The organism is Coprobacillus cateniformis (assembly GCF_009767585.1).
Taxonomy (GTDB): Bacteria; Bacillota_I; Bacilli_A; order Erysipelotrichales; family Coprobacillaceae; genus Coprobacillus; species Coprobacillus cateniformis.
In genome coordinates this window covers 173552-192109 of the sequence record NZ_WSNW01000001.1, presented here as the reverse complement: position 1 = coordinate 192109, position 18558 = coordinate 173552, and the positions used below count along the sequence as shown (strand labels likewise).

Here is an 18558-nt window from a genome sequence, read left to right as displayed (position 1 = left end):
AATATAAAATTTTGAACAAGATATTTCAATTTAGATATGGTAAATTAAATATAAAATAAAAAAGCAATAGATAAATCTTAGTTATGATGAAAGATATGTAGAGTAACGATATGAGCGGATATAATAAAGATAAGTTAAAAGTGATATTAACAGCGTTAGCAAGAAATGAAATACGGATATCATATAAAAAGGCAGATGAAATACTTACTGCTTGCAGTAGCAAAATTGGAGGTAGACCAGCAGTTCCCAATGATTTTGTATGGCCTAGATTTTTAGGTGAATCATTTGATGGTAAGACAAAGGAACGACCTTTATCATTTATGGCTCAAATTAATCTTGAAGATGTAAAAAATGATGATACTGAAAATTTATTACCCAAGACTGGCATATTAAGTTTCTTTTATGAGCAAATAAGTATGCCATGGGGATTTGATCCTAAAGATAACGGATCAGCCAAGGTATACTATTTTCCCACAAAAGATCATCTAATTCCTATGAATATTCCTAAGGATATGGATGAAGAGGCAATTATGCCAGAATTAGCCATAACTTTTGAAAGTCATATCAGTTTTCCTGAATATGGTGATTTATCTGCTGAAATTACAGATATGGAAATAGAATGGGAAGATTATGATGAATGCCGCATTGAATATGGATATCCATGTGATGAATATGGGGAAGTGACAAAACTTCTTGGTTATTCTGATACAATTCAATCATCTATGGAAGAAGAATGTGAGATAGTAACTAGAGGATATAGGTTAGGATCTCCAGAAGATTTTGCTGTTATTCCAGATGATATATTAGAACAAGTTAAAATCAATAGTAAAGATTGGATACTTTTATTTCAAATGGGAACGATTGAAACAGAAGATATGGAGTATATGTTTGGTGATTGTGGTCACATTTATTTTTGGATACGAAAACAGGATTTAAAAAATAAAAATTTTGATAGAATATGGCTGATTCTACAATGTGGTTAATGACTGAGTTTTTTTATCAAAAAGAGTTAAATAAGTGGGAAGTAATAAATGATTTAAGTTCTGTTTTGATTAAAAAAGTTATTAAAATATATTTGGGTTTTTTAAATCTTATGAAAACACAATGAAAACAAGATTATCGATGTCATGTTTAATATAATGAGCAAGAGGTGGGATATTATGAAAGACAATAGATATTTTCAAATGGTGTATCTTTTGCTGCAAAAAGGGCATATGACTGCACCAGAATTAGCTGAACATTTTGAGGTTTCAGTAAGAACTATTTATAGGGATATTGACATATTGAGTTTAGCAGGAATACCTGTATATGCTACACAGGGTAAAGGTGGAGGTATCTTTATTCAAGAGAATTTTGTGCTTAATAAATCTCTTCTAAGTGAAGAGGAACAGAAACAAATATTGATGGCTTTACAAGGGATTAGAATCATAGAAGAAGGAGATACGAGTGCTCTTTTATCAAAACTGAGTAGTGTATTTCAAAAACAAAACACAGATTGGTTTGAATTTGATTTTTCAAGTTGGACAAAAAGTGGTGCAAGGAAAGAAGTTTTTCATTTGTTACAAAGTGCAATTTTTAAGAATAAGAAAGTTATGTTTAATTACTATAATGGTAAAGGTGAATGCATTCAGCGTACTGTTGAACCACTGAAACTGGTTTTCAAGTCTTATGATTGGTATTTATATGGATATTGTTGTATGCGAAATGATTACCGTTTTTTCAAATTAATACGTATTCGAGATTTAGAGATGACAGATGATGAATATATTCGTAATATACCAAATGAGATTTTTACAAGAGCAGAAAAATTTGAAATGGAAATGATTCAAGTCACACTTTTGTTTGATAAAAGTATGTCAGTTCAAGTTTATGAGAAATTTGATGATGAGGTCACTAAAAACAAAGATGGAAGTTTATTGGTAGAAACACTCATGCCAAATAATGAACTTCTCTTTAGTTATATATTATCTTGTGGGGATAAAGTAGAAGTGATTGCTCCTCAAAGTATTCGTAATATTATATTTGAAAGAGCTAAAAAAATCCAAGAAAAATATAGAACATGACACGCTGTTGCAAGTTATAAATGATATGATAGTATTAACATATTCAATGTAAAATGCTTTATAGATAAATTGGCTATTTTAGTCAGAACAAAGTATAGGAAGAAAGTAGGGGAATGAAGGCTCAATTAATTTTCTATTGTTTTGCAAGAATAGAAACTAAAATTGAATAAGCATTATACAATTCAATATGTTAATGATTCAAGAACTCAACACATTAATAATGATGTGATGATAGTATCTATTTATAAGAAGGAGAGAGCGTACAATGGAAAAAGCTTTAGTAGTTATAGATATTCAAAACGATATTACAAAGAATTATAAGGAAATTATTGATAATATTAATCGTTCAATAGATTGGGCAGTTAAAAATGATATGTATGTTGTTTACATAAGACATTATAATTTATCAGCAGGAACAAGAACATTCAAACCTAATACACCTGGATCTGAATTGGTTTCTGATTTAAAAATAGTATCAGATCATATTTTTATAAAATCTAAAGGAAATGCATTAACAAGTGAGGAATTTGCAAACTTTATAACTGAAAATCAAATAGGTGAGTTTTATATTACAGGTGCAGATGCTGTTGCTTGTGTGAAATCAACGACTTATAATTTACGCAAGGCAGATTATCAAGTCAATGTCTTATCTGATTGTATTACAAGTTATGATAAAAAGAAGATTGATGAAATGCTTCATTATTATGAGAGTAAAGGCTGTAAGCTAATGAGTTTGAATGATTTGTTAGATTCATAATTGATAAAGGTTTAAAAGTAAATAGTATGGAAGATGATCAGTTGTTTGCTAAACATCAAAATGTCTTAGAGTTGATTGATTAAATTTGTTTTTTATGAAAGTAACCAAGATAATAAGCAAGATGAGGTGATAAAATGAAGGATTATAAACCACCCTATTCAATTGAAGCCTATGACATGATACAAGAGATAGATCCATTCAGTTTAAAAGATTTGAAAAGAGTTCATGGTGTTATGGAAAAGTTTTTAGAAGTAGAAGCTGGTGAATTTCGAAGTGGGGATGAAGGTGTTTTTAATGGAGATGAATATTCCTTATTTTATAGGAGCAATTATTTATTATATTAGGTTAAAAAGCGAAGTTAAAAAATAAAATGACTTATTAAAAAGTATTCAAGAGAAAAAATCAATATCATTCTTAAAGTGTATATAATCATAAAATAGCATTAAAATTTTCTTATGAAAGTTTATAAAAGAGTGAAGTGATCAATTTTCTGTGTCTATTTCTTACAATAATCCATGAAACAACTTATCTTATAATAGTACATAGGAAGAGTGGTAATAGAAAAATGAAATAACCATTCACATATTGGTTAGAAAAGACTATGAAGCATGTTATGATTATTATACAGAATAGTTAGGATTAGTGCCAATTTGGGGAGATAGGAATGGACTTTATGCATCATTTGCAGTAAGTGCTGATGAAGCACCTTGCATGGCTGTTATTCTATCAGTGAAGGATGTGCCAACTGTTATTATTATGGGCTCACATGCCAAACATTATAGACAAAATACCGTTGAAAAAACAGATAATAACTGTAACTAAAGAATATCATATTAATATTTTAAATGGAAAGAAATTCTTTTAATAGATGAAGGCATCACATGATGTCTTTTTTTAGATGTTTATAGCAGAAAATATCATGAAGACAATAACAAACTTTGATAAAATGAAGGAAATGAGAGAAAGGAAGTATACGAAATATTATGAAAAAGTGCATAATCAATGGAAAAGTTATTCTACATGATGAAATTGTTACTAAAAATGTTTTTATAGAGGGAGATAAGGTTGTAGAAATTAGTGAGAGGAAACCAGAAAAAGAAGACATCATAAATGCCAAAGAGTTATATGTGAGTCCAGGGTTTATTGATATTCATACTCATGGTAGAGGTGGATATCAAGTGATGGATTCAACTTTCGAAAGTCTCAATGCCATTTCAAAAGCATCTTTACAAACAGGTGTGACTTCTTTTCTTGTAAGCACAGTCACAATGCCTATTGAATCTATTTCACATGCGATTGAAAATGTTGTCAAAAATAAAGAAAAAGTTGAAGGAGCACAAATTTTAGGCGTTCATATGGAAGGACCATTTTTCAGTAAAGTTTACAAAGGAGCACAACCGGAAGAATATATGATCCATCCTACTATTCAAAACTTTGTTTCTATTGTCAATAATAATGAAGATATCGTCAAAAAAGTATCACTTGCTCCAGAATTAGAAGGGGCTACTGAATTGATACCCTATTTATGTGAGAAAGGTATTATTGTCTCATTGGGTCATACCAATGCGACCTATCAAGAAGCACAAAGAGCAATTGACTTAGGTGCTACATCAGCAACCCACACTTATAATGCAATGACACCTCTAACCCATAGGGAAGTGGGTGTTACAGGAACTGTGATGATAAATCAAAATGTATATGCTGAATTGGTATTAGATGGAATACATGTTTCTTATCCAGCTGCTAAAATCCTCTTAAAAACGAAAGGAAAAGACAAGGTGGTTTTGATAACTGATTCTGTAGAAACCGCAGGATTACCAGATGGTATTTATGAGTCATCAATGGGAACAGTTCGTATCAACAATCATCAAGTCAGATTATTAAATGGAACTCTAGCAGGGAGTCAGGCTGATATGAATCAATGCGTCAAAAATGTATATCAGCATTTAGGATTAACTTTGAATGAAGCTGTTTCTTTAGCAAGTTATAATCCAGCGAAAAGTTTAGGTATTGATAAAATGGGAGAAATAAAAGTAGGGAATTTTGCAGATATTATTTTCTTTGATGATAATTTCCAGATTAAACAAACAATAGTGAAAGGAAAGGTGTTATAATATGTTAACTATACAGACACGTACTATTGAGGTCAGTGGAACCCATTATGAAATTGGTTATCAATTAGGAAAGATGATTGAGACAAATTTATTATTAAAATCAAAATATATTGTAAAACCAGAAATGACTCTTTATCAGATTCAAGAAACCAATCAATTACTTGATAAATGGTGTCCAGGATTAACTGATGAAATCAATGGCTTTGCTGATGCTTTGAATGTATCATTAGAATCATTATTCTTCTATAATATGACTTGTTATATTCCTCGCTGTAGTCATATTGCATTGCTTCCAAGTATGACGGCTGAAAAGAAGCCATTACTTGCAAGAAATTATGAATTTTCTTGTGAACTTGAAGATTTTTGTCTGATGAGAACAGTGGCAAAAGGCAATTATACACATATTGGAACATCTATGTTACAATTTGGACGGGATGATGGTTTCAATGATCAGGGTTTAGCTGTCACAATCAGTTCATGTGGTCTTCCTGTTGCTAACTTACCTCATATGCAAAAACCACAATTTCAAGGTTTACAATATTGGGTTGTTGTGAGAGCACTGCTTGATAACTGTAAAAATACAAAAGAGGCATTAGCTTATTTAAAAGATATGCCAATTGTTTTTAATATGAATATCATTTTATTAGATAAGACAGGTCATGGGGCACTTGTCCAAACGATGGATGGTCAAAAAGCATTTCGAGAAATTGATGTTTATAGTTCTCAACAGATGATTCATGCAACAAATCATTCTATATTATCTGAATTCGTACATTTAGAAAAACAAGTTTTTACACATAGTATTGGTCGCTATCAGTATATACAAAAAGAGTTGGAGCAAGAAACAACAGTCACAAGAGAAAAACTCAAAGAAATGTTATTAGATAAATATCCTGATGGACTTTGTTTTCATAATTATAAAGAAAGTTTTGGTACAACCAAAAGTATGATTATTTCACCGATTGATGGGACAATCGAGTTATGCTGGGGTGGGAGACATGAGAATGGCTGGAATCTGTATCATTTATCTCAACCATTTGATAATCAAACATCAGAAATTGAAATTCATATTGATGATGTTCAAAAAGGATTGTTTGATTGGCAATCATTATAGAAAGGATATAAAAACATGAACTATCAAAAGGCTTTAGAAGATGCTATTATCTACATTGAAAATCATTTAGAAGAAGATATCAGAGTTGAAGAAGTTGCTCATTCTGTTGGTTATTCATACTTTCATTTTAATAGACAATTTCAAGCATTGATTGGAGAGAGTGTTGGTAATTATATAAAAAAACGACGACTTGCCAATGCTGCTCACCAACTTTTATATACGCATCATAAAATTATTGATATTGCCATAAAAAATAATTTTGAATCAGCTGAGTCTTTTAGTCGTGCTTTTAAATTGATTTATAAAGTGAGTCCACAAAAATATCGAGAGAATCGAATACAAACATTAACTTCCAATAAAGAAAATTTAAATTCTGATTTGTTAGAACACTTAGTTCATCATGTTACTGTTCATCCTCAAATTGTCATATTGCCTGAAATTAAGGTTGTTGGAATCAGAAGACAGACTCAATTAAGAACCAAGGAGATTAAAAAACTTTGGGAAGAGTTTTATAGTCTTGAAGAAAAGGCTCCTTATTCTTATCAAGAGCATCGTAAATTTGGTATTTATGAATCATCTTTAAGTGATGTTCATTTTATTGTTGGAGAAGAGACGATATTTAATGAAGTGGTTGGTATAGAGGTTGATTCTTTTGAAAATATGGTATCATATTTTATCAAAAAAGTCATACCAGGAGGCCGTTATGTTGTTTTTACACATCATGGCTGTTTTAAGACATTACCACAAACAATAAATTATATTTGGGGAACATGGCTTCTTTCTACCAAAGAAGAAATAGATTCACGAGAAACATTTGAAGTTTTAGACGAAAGATTTCTAGGCTATGATCATCCTGATTCTGAGTTGGATTTATATATTCCTTTACGATAACTTATATCATTTAACTGGTATAAGTTTTTTTATATGCCTTTTAGGTATAGAAATCTATAATTTATAGGCGTTTGTATTCTTTTTATTTATATATTAGAATAAAAACATCAAAAGATGAAACAATTTATTATTCATTTTTTGAAAACAATTGAAAATATAAATATACAAATAAATAGGAGGAATTTATGGCAGCATTATCAACTTTATTTCCCGTATTCTTTATGGTACTTTTAGGGATTATATCAAGAATTAAGGGATTTGTTACACCAGAACAAAAAGAAGGAGCCAACAATATTGTCTTTAATGTTTTGTTTCCAATCTTAATCTTTAATATTTTATTAACTTCAAAAATAGAATCATCAGCAATTTTGATTGTTGTTTATGTTTTTATCGCATTTGTTTTGACAATGTTCATTGGAAAACTTTTCACAAAGTTCACAGGTGAAAGATTTTCTCACATTTCTTATTTCATGTTAACAACATGTGAAGGTGGAAATGTTGCATTACCGCTTTATACTTCTATTGTTGGTGTTGCATATGCCAGCAATACAGTTATCTTTGACTTAGCAGGAACTTTAATTGCCTTTGTGCTTATCCCAATCATGGTCGCTAAACTGAATGCAGGACAAACAAGTCCAAAAGAATTGGCCAAAACAATTTTTACGAATTCATTTGTGATTGCAGTTATCTTAGGTTTAGGATTGAATTTATTAGGTGTTTACAATATGTTAGCACAAACACCATTTATTGATGTTTATACAAATACAATCAATATGATTACAGGTCCAATTATTGGTATGATCTTATTCATTATTGGCTATAACTTAAAAATCAATATGGACACACTAGGTTCGCTATTGAAATTATTAATTGTGAGAATTGTTCTATTTGCCTTTGTCATTGTAGGGTTCTTTGTATTCTTCCCACATTTAATGGCTGATAAGATTTATATGTTGGCAGTGCTTATCTATTTTATGTGTCCAACTGGATTTGCTTTACCAATGCAAATATCACCACTGTTTAAAAGTGAAGAAGATAACAGTTATACAGCTGCACTGATTTCATTAAATATGGTTGTGACATTGATTGTCTATACTGTTATCGTTATTTTTATTGTATAAATCATAACAAATTGTTTTTATATACAAACATAAAATTTGTTACAATAGAATCAAGGAGGAAAGAAAGATGGCATTTCAAAAAGATTTTTTATGGGGTGGAGCAATTGCTGCCAATCAAGCTGAAGGAGCTTGGAATAAAGATGGAAGAGGACCAGCCAAGACTGATGTAACAACGGGAGGCTCAGTTAAAGAACCTCGTTATGTGACATTTATTGATCAGGATGGGAATCCTGGTAAAGTCAGGAATGGTCAGCCTATTCCTGATGGGGCAAAATATGCAGTTTTAGATGATTACTATTACCCCAATCATGATGGTATTGACTTCTATCATCACTACAAAGAAGATATTGCATTGTTTGCAGAAATGGGATTTAAGATGTTTAGACTCTCTATTTCATGGAGTCGTTTATATCCGCATGGAGATGAAGAAATACCAAATCAAAAAGGCATTGAGTTTTATCGTCATGTGTTTAAAGAGTGTCAAAAATATGGGATTGAGCCATTGGTGACTATCTGGCATTTTGATACACCACTTTATTTAGAAGAACATTATGGTGGATGGAACAATCGAAAACTAATTGATTTTTATGAAAGATATGCCAGAACATGTTTTACTGAATATAAAGGACTGGTTAAATATTGGTTAACATTTAATGAAATCAATAATACAATTATGATGTTGAATTTATTTGGGAATCAAGCTGGTTCAAAAGAACATCAGGAAGGATATCAGCAATTACATTATCAGTTTGTAGCCAGTGCAAGAGCTGTACAAATTGGACATGAAATTGATTCAGACAATATGATTGGTTGTATGATTTGTGGGATTACATTCTATCCAGGAACGTGTGATCCTCGTGATATTTTAGCGAATCGCCATATGTGGGCAAAATCTATCTTCTATTGTGGAGATGTACAGTGCAAGGGTAAATATCCAACCTATGCAACACGTTTATGGAAGGAGCATGAAGTTCATTTAGATATCACGAATCAGGATTTGATTGAATTAAAGAATGGAACTGTCGATATGTATACATTCTCATATTATATGTCATCACTTGAAACAACGCATGAAGCAGATGAAATGGTTTCCGGAAACTTTGCGGCTGGTGCAAAAAATCCATATTTACAATATTCAGATTGGGGATGGGCATTTGATCCTCAAGGACTGCGTTATTATCTAGAGATGATTTATGATCGTTATGAACGACCATTAATGGTCGTTGAAAATGGATTAGGTGCTTTTGATACAGTTGAAGCAGATGGTAACATTCATGATTCATATCGTATTGATTATTTAAGAGAACATATTATGGAAATGAGCAAAGCTATTGACAATGGTGTCAATTTAATTGGGTATACAACTTGGGGATGTATTGATCTCGTATCAGCTGGAACAGGTGAAATGAGAAAGCGTTATGGTTTTATCTATGTTGATAAAGATGATGCTGGAAATGGAACTTACGATAGAAGCCGTAAGGATTCATTTTACTGGTATCAAAAATGTATCGCAACCAATGGTGAAGATTTAAACTAAAGACATAAAAAGTACAGAAGAGTCCAACTCATTTCTGTACTTTTTCTTTCAGCATATTCATAAAGATTTCAATAGGTTTAGAAAATACCTGATATTTACGCCAAATAAATACCATGTTTTCTTCTATTGCTGGTGTAAGTGGTCGAAAACAGACATTATCCATTGCATCATCAAAACTCTGTTCAAAACATAAAGCATAAAGATGACTTTCTTTCACAAGCGAAGATAAAGCAAAAGGAAAATTATAAGTTCCAACAATATTTAATTTCCTTTGATTACCACCAACCCATCCAGCAATTTCATTTTTAACCAGTTCCTGTGAAGGACATAACAATGATACTTGACGTAGATCATCAGCAGTGATGTATTCAAGTTGAGAAAGTGGACTCTCTTGGGACATCAAAACACCCCAAGTATGAGAATGTGTTATTTTCAAATAATCATATTTCATAAAATCAACTGGTTCAATCACAATCCCAAAATCAAGTTCAGACTTTTCTATCTGAGATGAGATGTCTTCAGTGCTTCCATATTTAATATGGACTCTGACAAAGGGATGTTTCTCTTGCATGAGGGCAAGTGATTGAGCAATATGTTTTAAACCTATTTTTTCAGTACATCCAACATGAATATCTCCTGTCAGTAATTCTTCATTTGCTCTCACTTCTGCTTCAGCTCTTTCAACAATACTGATAATTTCTTCTGCACGTTTTTTGAGAATCATACCTTCATCAGTTAATGAGATTTGCCGATTTCCTCTTGTAAAAAGTTGTTTTCCAAGTTGCTCTTCTAATTCTTTCATTTGTCTTGAGAGAGTAGGTTGGGTCATATGTAAATATTCTGCTGCTTTAGATATATTTTTCTCTCTTGCTATTGTTAAGAAATATTGTAAAGTTCTGATTTCCATTTGCTTCACCTCTTTTTTTATTTTAACATCATAAGATGATTATTCAAACATGAAAATTTTATTTTTATTAAGAGAATAAAATATATTGACTCTTCCCTAACAGGAAGGTTTATGCTTAATATGATACAGTTTAGTATCAAAAATATTATGAATAAAGAGAGGAGTTTATTTATGTCTCATAAAGATTACATAACAATAAGAGGATTAACTCAAAACAATTTAAAAAATGTATCTCTAGAAATACCTAAAGAAAAGATCGTTGTTTTTACTGGTGTATCAGGATCGGGGAAATCAAGTATAGTCTTTGATACAATTGCAGCAGAGAGTCAGCGACAAATGAATGAAACATATTCTGCATTTATTAGGGGTAGATTACCAAAATATCAAAAACCAAAAGTAGATTTTATTGATCAACTGTCAGCTTCTGTGATTATTGATCAGGCACGTTTGGGCGGTAATGCTCGCTCAACAGTAGGGACAATCAGTGATATGTATTCGGCATTACGTTTGCTTTTTTCACGCATTGGAACACCTTATGTTGGAACAGCATCTTATTTTTCTTTTAATGACCCTAATGGAATGTGCCCAACTTGCTTTGGAATAGGTAAAGTTTTAGATATTGATATAGAACAAGTGATTCATTCAGATAAAAGTTTAAATGAAGATATGCTGGATATTCCTGCTTTTCATATAGGAAACTGGTATTGGAAACAATATACTGAAACTGGTTTATTTGATTTAGATAAAAAATGGAAAGATTATTCTCTTCCAGAACGAAATCTATTGCTTTATGGTGCATATGAAAAAGATGGCGAACGTGTTAATAAAAAACTAGAAGGGATTTATAATCATCTAAATCGTGTTCTTGTTAAGCGTGATTTATCTATGTCTAGTGATCAGACTCTCTCTCGCTTAAAAAAATTGGTGAAAGAACATGAATGTCCAGAATGTCATGGGAAACGCTTGAATTCATCATCTTTATCTTGTTGTATTCATGGATATAGTATTGCTGATATGTGTGAAATGGAATTTATTCATCTCCGTGAAGTTTTAAAGGAAATTCATGATCCACGTGGTGAAACAATTATTCAAACATTAGTCGCTACACTCACAAGAATGATTGATATTGGTTTACCTTATTTAAGTCTTAATCGAGAAACAACAACACTCTCTGGTGGTGAAGCACAACGATTAAAACTTGTCAGATACATGGGAAGTTCATTAACAGGATTGATTTATATTTTTGATGAACCAAGTACAGGAATGCATCCACGAGATGTCTATCGTATGACAAAACTGCTTCAAAGTTTACGCAATAAAGGAAATACTGTTTTGGTTGTAGAACATGATAAAGATGTCATTTCTATTGCAGATGAAATTATTGATGTTGGGCCACGAGCTGGACGATATGGTGGAGAAATCTTATATCAAGGAAGTTATCATCAACTTTTAGAATCTGATACATTAACAGGGAATGCAATGCGTGAACATATAGGAATCAAAGAACAACCAAGACCAGTGAGAACATTTCTACCAATTCGAAATGCTCAGTTGCATAATCTTAAGAATGTTTCAGTGAATGTTCCTGAAAATGTATTGTGTGTTGTGACAGGGGTTGCAGGGTCTGGTAAATCTAGTCTTTTTAGAGATGTTTTTGCTAAGCAATATGCTGAGCGTGTCATCATTGTTGATCAATCATCAGTGACAGCTACAAATCGATCTACACCTGTGTCTTTCTTAGGATTTTTTGATGATATCAGAAAACTCATGGCGCAAGAGAATCAAGTGTCTGCTTCACTGTTTTCATTTAATAGTAAAGGGGCATGTCCAGAATGTAAAGGTAAAGGAAAAGTAACTATAGAACTTGTTTTTATGGATCCAGTCACAACAACTTGTGAGGCATGCAATGGAAAACGTTATAGCGAGGAAGCTCTATCATATCAGTATCATGGAAAAAACATTATGGAAATTTTAAATCTGACTGTGGAAGAAGCATCAGAATTCTTCGCAGAACATAAGAAGATTGCAAAGAAAATCAATGCAATGATGGAAGTAGGATTATCTTATCTTTCGCTTGGTCAACCACTCTCAACTCTTTCTGGGGGGGAACTTCAAAGAATTAAGTTGGCCAAACACCTTGACCAAAAAGGAAATATCTATTTATTAGATGAACCAACAACAGGGTTACATGCTTCTGATGTTAAGAATATTATGAAACTTTTAGACCGCTTTGTTGTACAAGGGAATACAGTTATTGTTATTGAACATAATTTAGATGTGATGAAATTAGCAGATTACATTATTGATGTAGGACCAGATGGCGGTACAGCAGGCGGAGAAGTGGTTTTTACAGGTACACCACAAGAAATGATTGATACTGCTCAGACAATAACAGCAAAATATCTTAGAAAATCTTTGAGATAAAAGAGTCAATAAGTATAAAAGAGTGTATACTGAATAAAGTTCATTGATATATACTCTTTTTTCAATAAGATTATGTTTATGGTATTGCTAAATATCTATGCAGTTTAATCAATAAATTCTTTTGGAGAGTAGTTTAAATTATATTTATTTGTATCATCTCTTTATATTTGATTTAAAAGATTGTTATTTCACAATCGTTCAATTATTATTTATTATTTTAGGAATTAAATATAGTAAAGAAATATCTATAAAAGAATTTCTTATTTTTTGTAATGATGGATTCAAATCATTTGGTAGATAAAAGTTTGAGAAGGTGATATAATACCATAAATTATAGGGAGGATTTTTAATGAAGTATACATGTGCATATTGCCAAAAACACGCTTGTCATGATAAAAATTTAGAAAATGCACCAATTCATTGTCCATCATGTCATGAAAATCAAGAAGAAATACTGAGTCTATATCAAGAAGATGAAAATTATGCAATTGCTAATGTTTCTTCTCAGATAGTTATGGATAACTATGGGGAAAAGACAAGATTAAAGGAAATTATTGATTTTTGTAAGAAAATGGGTCATCAAAAACTTGGATTGGCATTTTGTGTTGGTTTATCAAAAGAAGCGCAAGTATTCAATCAGATATTAATAAAAAATGGATTTGATGTTGAATCGCTTATTTGTAAAATTGGAAGTGTTGATCGTCACATTATAGGAATTTATGATTGTGATGTAGCGATGTGTAATCCTATTGCTCAAGCAGAACTTTTTAATCAGCAAAAGACTGATTTTAATATTGTTTTAGGATTATGTGTAGGTCATGATACATTGTTTTTTAAATATTCTGAGGCTCCTGTAACAGTATTTGCTGTTAAGGATCGTGTTTTGGCGCATAATCCTTTAGGAGCTATTTATTTGGCAGACAGTTATTATGAAGATAAATTTTAAGAAAAATGAGTAAAATAATGAATTATAGAATACAGGAATTAGATGAGTTTTTTGTGGTTGGACAGGATATTGAATTAACGACATCACAAAGAAGAAATCTTCAAATCAGTACATCATTTTGGAGACAATTCAATATCAATTTAAAAACATTACATTTGTCACAATCTGGACATTGGATCAAATACGCATTCATGGAAAGACGACAAGGGAAATTATACTATTTTTGTGCAATTCCTCAAACTTCACATATCCCCATTGGATTTGTATCAAAGCATATAAGAGCTCATAAATATATGGTTGTTGAACATACTGGTCCAATAAATCAAATTTATCAAACTTATGGTCAGATATATGAAGATATTCTTCCTCAAAGTCAATATGTACCTATAAAAAATGAATTTATCCATTTTGAAAAATATGATTATCGATTCCACTGGAATAGAGATTCTTCAATTATTGAAATATGGATACCTATTCAAGATGAAAATATCAATAATATATTTGAATAAGAACGAACTCTATTTGAGTTTGTTTTTTTGTTTGAAAGAAAAAAGTATATATTCAAAGATATATACTCATACGAACTATTCAATTGAACTTATTGATGAATGATGAAACTCTTTCAAGAATTTCACATATTTGATAATCCAATCTGATTTCCACCAGTTTTTAGTTATAGCCCATTGTTCAGGATAATCATCCCATGACCATGTGATTGCCCAAGTTCCATCAGCTTCTTGAGTATCTAAAATAAATTCAGATTCAAATTGACATATCTTTTGATTTTGTTCATAAAAATCACTTGTTTTTGAACTTATAAAAAGGGATGGCTTACATACATATTCAATTGCCCATTTAGAAGTCTCATAAGTGATTATATGCTGAATTTGTTGTGTTAACAATGTCTTGAATTCTTCCATATCTAGAAGTTGTGTGAATTGACATTCTTGCATATATTCATAAAGTTCTACAAAACATGAAACAGTATGCATAGAATCTAATGGAAAATGATCTTGAAAATAACTGTATGCTTCTTGAACAAGTTGACAAGCGAGTTCATAGATATAACTTTCTTTATCAGCATATTTAAGAATAAATCCAATCAAACATGCTGTAGGGTTATATGAAAGGTCTTGTTGAGGCTCATATTCCCACCATGGAGCATGAGGGAAATCATTGTTACTGGTTACAGTGTTCGCCCATGTGTGTCCATTAAAATCTTTTCCAGATGCAAGATATTTAAGAATTCCTAGAACAATAGGATGATTTCTATCTTCTAACTGTATTTCTTTAATGATTTCTGTAGCTACCCATGTTTGAACTGGTGATGAATGAGGATTCCAACAATCAGGTTCTAGTGCATGAGCAAAGCCACCATCTTCATTTTGATATGTAGACAAGGCTTCTAAAACAGCTTCTTTTGAACCGTTTTCAAATAAATATTTCCACCTTGCCATATCAATAGGTCGTGCATTTTTATAAATAAAATCTCTTGCTTTTACATAATGCATATTTATAACCTCCATGAATTCATTATAACATCAAAACAATCTTTTACCATTTAAAATATTGATACCAAGTTCTTTTGCAACAGTCGTTTGTTTGAATGGATTAATCTTTTTAACAATATCATCTTGTTTAAAAAGTGATCCAGTATTTTTAAACCAAAATGTAACATTGGCTTTTACACATTGTTCACGAATATCAAGCACCCAATCATAATTGCATATACGAGCTTCTCGACTTGTTTCACCACCAACCGTGACATGTTCTACCCCATGAAGATAAGCAGTTAAATCAATTGGTCCTAAGAGCGGGGCACAAGCAATAAAACGTCTTTTTATAGGGTAGGATAAAAATAATGGAAGTCTATAATCAGCATTTTCTTGATTTTCAACAGTACAGCCAATATTTACATTTTCATATCCTTCACCCCAATCTGATGGTAGTGAGATAAGAAATCGATCAATTCTTTTTGTGAGAATTAAAAATTCTATATCTGGTCTTTGTTTGATGATGGCCCAAGCTTCTTGACGCCATTCATCGGCTTCAGGAAGAAAGAAGTCAGTTGCAAAACATGTTGCCAATATCTTATTTCCTTTTATATTGTACTCACCTTTTGCATTCATTCTTATAGGCCAATCAAATTGATCTGTCTTTGTGATGGTATTTTGACCATAACGTTTTGCATGTGGTCCATAGTAATAACAGTTTGTGCAACCATCACTTATTTGATAACATCCAGTCCATGGCTCCCAATTCATAACTTGTCTCCTTTTGATATTTCAAATTTTTATAAAGATAAGTATAACTTACTACACTCCTGATGCATCATTCAATTCAAATAAATTCCCTTCAGGATCTCTAAAATATGTACAACGCATACCCCATTCTTCAATAAATTGAGGTTCACCTATAAATGTGACACCAGCTTCTTTTAAACGTAAGTAATCTCCATCTAAGTCAAGGGTAGGAATAACTGCCACAAGCGTATCTGTTGGGGTATCACCATCTGGTTGTTTATAGCCTTGAAACATAGGCATTGCATCACCTAAAAATATAGCAAAGCATGGTGGTGTATCTGAGCTAACTGCAAATGAAGTATAAGGTCCATTTCTATCGCCCCAAACTGGAATTAAACCCATTTTTTGAGTATAAAATTCAAAGCACTCTCCATAATTTTTTCTAACAAGAATACGAACTGTTGTTTCATTAAATTTCATCTCTATAATCTCTCTTTCTATTTGTATGATAGCAATATTATAACTGAATAAATTCTTTTATTTATTGTAAAAATTGGACATATTATTTTAAATGTTTCAGATAAAATTATGACTTCATAAGAAATATTATGTTTTTAGAGATTGCATAATGAATCTATTTGTTCTGTTCAAATTACTATTCCTTAATCTTTATTCTCCATAAATGTCTTCTTGTTTTGACTGCATATTTCAATTCATATGATGATTCACCATTTTTCATTGCAGACATTATGTCTTGAATTTCTTTTTTTATATTCTCTTCATTATCATACCAACCTAAAACTGTTGTATGTTCACCCCAAAATGAATTGCCATCAACACCAAATAAAGCATATTTAGGTTCATTATCTTTAGTTTTAAACATATGTGATGATAATATTTTATAACAGTTCACAATAGACTTTCCATCATAAGAAGAAATGAGAATTCTTCCTGAACAATGATTATCTTGAGATGTATTATTATTGATAATCTCATCAGCCATTAAACTATCTAAAGAGACATTCAGTTGACTTGATAAGATTAATAATTTTTCTACTTCTGGATATCCTATACCTTGTTCCCATTTAGATACTGCTTGACGACTGACATTTAATAATTGAGCAAGTTCTTCCTGTGAAATACCTTTTTTCTTTCTCATTTGTTTGAGATTATCTGCGAATGCCATATTACATTCCTCCATTCTTATTTCTAACATAATTATAATGGAAAAGTATTTATTATTCTACCAACTTAAAATTGCATTTACGCAACTTGAAGTGATAGTGGAATCTTATATGACTATCTTCAGGAAATGAATAGACACTTAAGGTCTATTATGAAGAGATAATCATAATCTTTTTCATTTTATGAAATTATATATGCATTTTTTAATAAACAATGTATACTATGTATATGAAGATTCGTCAAGTGTTGATGAAAGGTGGTGAACTATGTATAAGTCAAAAGGATTAAAAAATATTAGTATTCAAAAAGTAAAAGATTATTTTATTGAAAACAAATATGCAACGAAAAATCAAATTGCTGAAGAGACACATCTATCACATGCAACAATTACCAATATTCTAAAGGAACTTTTAGAAAATCAATTTATTGTCAGAGTTGAAGATTGTGAATCAACAGGGGGCAGAAAAGCGAAGCAATATAAAATTTGTGGTTCATATATGGTATTTGGACTTATTGATTTAAGAGTGCAAAATCAAACGGTTTCTATAGAGTGTAGAATTGTTGATTTAGATTTTGTGATTATAGAAAATATGAAATGTCAGTTTGATACTTTGAATCTCAATGTTTTTACAAACTTGATCCAAGATATAAAAGAAAAACATCATATCCAATATCTAGGGATTTCGATACCTGCTATTGTGACAAATGGGAAAATTGAGAAATCTGATATAGAATCACTTGATGGTGTAGAATTACAAAAGCACATTGAAACAGTTTGTGGTATTCATACAATGATTGAAAATGATGTGAATACAGTTATGTTAGGTTACATACATACTCATGTGATAGAAAGTCAGTCAATTGCTTTTGTTTACCAACCTGATAATCATCATAGTGGGTGTGGTCTCTATATTAATGGTTCTCTTTTATATGGAGCAACACACTTTGCTGGTGAACTTGCTTATTTACCAAATGGAACATTAAAAGAACAAGAAGACATATTAAAAAAAGATCCATTATCATTATTAATCAAACAAGCTGCCAGTATTATTGCAATTATGAATCCTTCGTTAATGATTCTTTATACACCTTGTGTAGAAACGGAAATATTTAAAGCGACTATAAAAAAATATATACCTGTACAGCATTTACCAGAGTTCCAGTTTATTAACGAAATGGAAACATATATTTTTGAAGGATTAGCATCTCTATGTATAGAAAGTTCAAGATATAAAAGAAAGTAAAGAGGAGAAAAA

19 protein-coding genes are annotated in these 18558 nt (G+C 31.1%); 14 read left to right on the top strand and 5 right to left on the bottom strand.

Annotation, left to right across the window (positions count from 1 at the left end; genetic code table 11):
* The first annotated feature begins 110 nt into the window (after positions 1–110).
* From GQF29_RS00995 to GQF29_RS00960, 10 genes are all read left to right on the top strand, one after another.
* On the top strand, positions 111–983 hold the full coding sequence (locus GQF29_RS00995; protein ID WP_028043528.1) for a YwqG family protein: 873 nt from the start codon (positions 111–113) through the stop codon (positions 981–983).
* Positions 984–1160: 177 nt separating this feature from the next.
* Positions 1161–2063, top strand: a complete 903-nt coding sequence (locus GQF29_RS00990; protein ID WP_160340690.1) for a helix-turn-helix transcriptional regulator — start codon at positions 1161–1163, stop codon at positions 2061–2063.
* A 265-nt stretch (positions 2064–2328) separates the two neighbouring features.
* Positions 2329–2820, top strand: a complete 492-nt coding sequence (locus GQF29_RS00985) for a cysteine hydrolase family protein (protein WP_054689070.1) — start codon at positions 2329–2331, stop codon at positions 2818–2820.
* Positions 2821–2954: 134 nt separating this feature from the next.
* Positions 2955–3164 carry a hypothetical protein gene (locus GQF29_RS18305; RefSeq protein WP_054325662.1) on the top strand — a complete coding sequence of 70 codons (210 nt, stop codon included), beginning with the start codon at positions 2955–2957 and terminating at the stop codon, positions 3162–3164.
* A 298-nt stretch (positions 3165–3462) separates the two neighbouring features.
* Complete coding sequence (locus GQF29_RS18300; RefSeq protein WP_202086625.1) at positions 3463–3642, top strand: hypothetical protein; 180 nt, start codon at positions 3463–3465, stop codon at positions 3640–3642.
* A 161-nt stretch (positions 3643–3803) separates the two neighbouring features.
* Positions 3804–4934 carry an N-acetylglucosamine-6-phosphate deacetylase gene (nagA, locus tag GQF29_RS00980; RefSeq protein ID WP_054689066.1) on the top strand — a complete coding sequence of 377 codons (1131 nt, stop codon included), beginning with the start codon at positions 3804–3806 and terminating at the stop codon, positions 4932–4934.
* A 1-nt stretch (position 4935) separates the two neighbouring features.
* Complete coding sequence (locus GQF29_RS00975; RefSeq protein WP_008788701.1) at positions 4936–6048, top strand: C45 family autoproteolytic acyltransferase/hydrolase; 1113 nt, start codon at positions 4936–4938, stop codon at positions 6046–6048.
* A gap of 15 nt (positions 6049–6063) precedes the next feature.
* Entirely contained in the window at positions 6064–6939 is an 876-nt protein-coding gene (locus GQF29_RS00970) for an AraC family transcriptional regulator (protein WP_008788702.1), read from the top strand.
* Between the two features lie 185 nt (positions 6940–7124).
* Positions 7125–8060 carry an AEC family transporter gene (locus GQF29_RS00965; RefSeq protein WP_008788703.1) on the top strand — a complete coding sequence of 312 codons (936 nt, stop codon included), beginning with the start codon at positions 7125–7127 and terminating at the stop codon, positions 8058–8060.
* 67 nt (positions 8061–8127) lie between these two features.
* Positions 8128–9597 carry a family 1 glycosylhydrolase gene (locus GQF29_RS00960; RefSeq protein WP_008788704.1) on the top strand — a complete coding sequence of 490 codons (1470 nt, stop codon included), beginning with the start codon at positions 8128–8130 and terminating at the stop codon, positions 9595–9597.
* Between the two features lie 28 nt (positions 9598–9625).
* On the opposite strand, the gene GQF29_RS00955 is transcribed toward GQF29_RS00960, so the two are convergent.
* The gene (locus GQF29_RS00955) at positions 9626–10504 is read right to left on the bottom strand and encodes a LysR family transcriptional regulator (protein ID WP_008788705.1); all 879 of its coding nucleotides are present in this window, start codon (positions 10502–10504) and stop codon (positions 9626–9628) included.
* Between the two features lie 171 nt (positions 10505–10675).
* Here GQF29_RS00955 and GQF29_RS00950 point away from each other — a divergent pair, with 171 nt between their 5' ends.
* The 3 genes from GQF29_RS00950 (at position 10676) to GQF29_RS00940 (ending at position 14383) form a co-directional block, all read left to right on the top strand.
* Positions 10676–12928, top strand: a complete 2253-nt coding sequence (locus GQF29_RS00950) for an ATP-binding cassette domain-containing protein (protein WP_008788706.1) — start codon at positions 10676–10678, stop codon at positions 12926–12928.
* A 349-nt stretch (positions 12929–13277) separates the two neighbouring features.
* A complete protein-coding gene (locus tag GQF29_RS00945) occupies positions 13278–13874 on the top strand; it encodes a DUF1847 domain-containing protein (protein WP_008788707.1) in 597 nt (198 codons plus the stop codon).
* A gap of 17 nt (positions 13875–13891) precedes the next feature.
* Positions 13892–14383: a GyrI-like domain-containing protein gene (locus GQF29_RS00940; RefSeq protein ID WP_008788708.1), complete on the top strand. Its 492-nt coding sequence runs from the start codon at positions 13892–13894 to the stop codon at positions 14381–14383.
* Between the two features lie 75 nt (positions 14384–14458).
* On the opposite strand, the gene GQF29_RS00935 is transcribed toward GQF29_RS00940, so the two are convergent.
* The 4 genes from GQF29_RS00935 to GQF29_RS00920 all read right to left on the bottom strand — a co-directional run bounded on the left by GQF29_RS00935 (position 14459) and on the right by GQF29_RS00920 (position 17303).
* On the bottom strand, positions 14459–15385 hold the full coding sequence (locus GQF29_RS00935; RefSeq protein ID WP_017144233.1) for a hypothetical protein: 927 nt from the start codon (positions 15383–15385) through the stop codon (positions 14459–14461).
* 30 nt (positions 15386–15415) lie between these two features.
* Positions 15416–16138, bottom strand: a complete 723-nt coding sequence (locus GQF29_RS00930) for a DUF5131 family protein (protein WP_008788710.1) — start codon at positions 16136–16138, stop codon at positions 15416–15418.
* Positions 16139–16189: 51 nt separating this feature from the next.
* Positions 16190–16597 carry a VOC family protein gene (locus GQF29_RS00925; RefSeq protein WP_008788711.1) on the bottom strand — a complete coding sequence of 136 codons (408 nt, stop codon included), beginning with the start codon at positions 16595–16597 and terminating at the stop codon, positions 16190–16192.
* Positions 16598–16772: 175 nt separating this feature from the next.
* Positions 16773–17303, bottom strand: a complete 531-nt coding sequence (locus GQF29_RS00920; protein WP_008788712.1) for a helix-turn-helix domain-containing protein — start codon at positions 17301–17303, stop codon at positions 16773–16775.
* A 265-nt stretch (positions 17304–17568) separates the two neighbouring features.
* On the opposite strand from GQF29_RS00920, the gene GQF29_RS00915 reads away from it, so the two are divergent.
* Positions 17569–18546, top strand: a complete 978-nt coding sequence (locus GQF29_RS00915) for an ROK family transcriptional regulator (protein ID WP_008788713.1) — start codon at positions 17569–17571, stop codon at positions 18544–18546.
* The last annotated feature ends 12 nt before the right edge of the window (positions 18547–18558 follow it).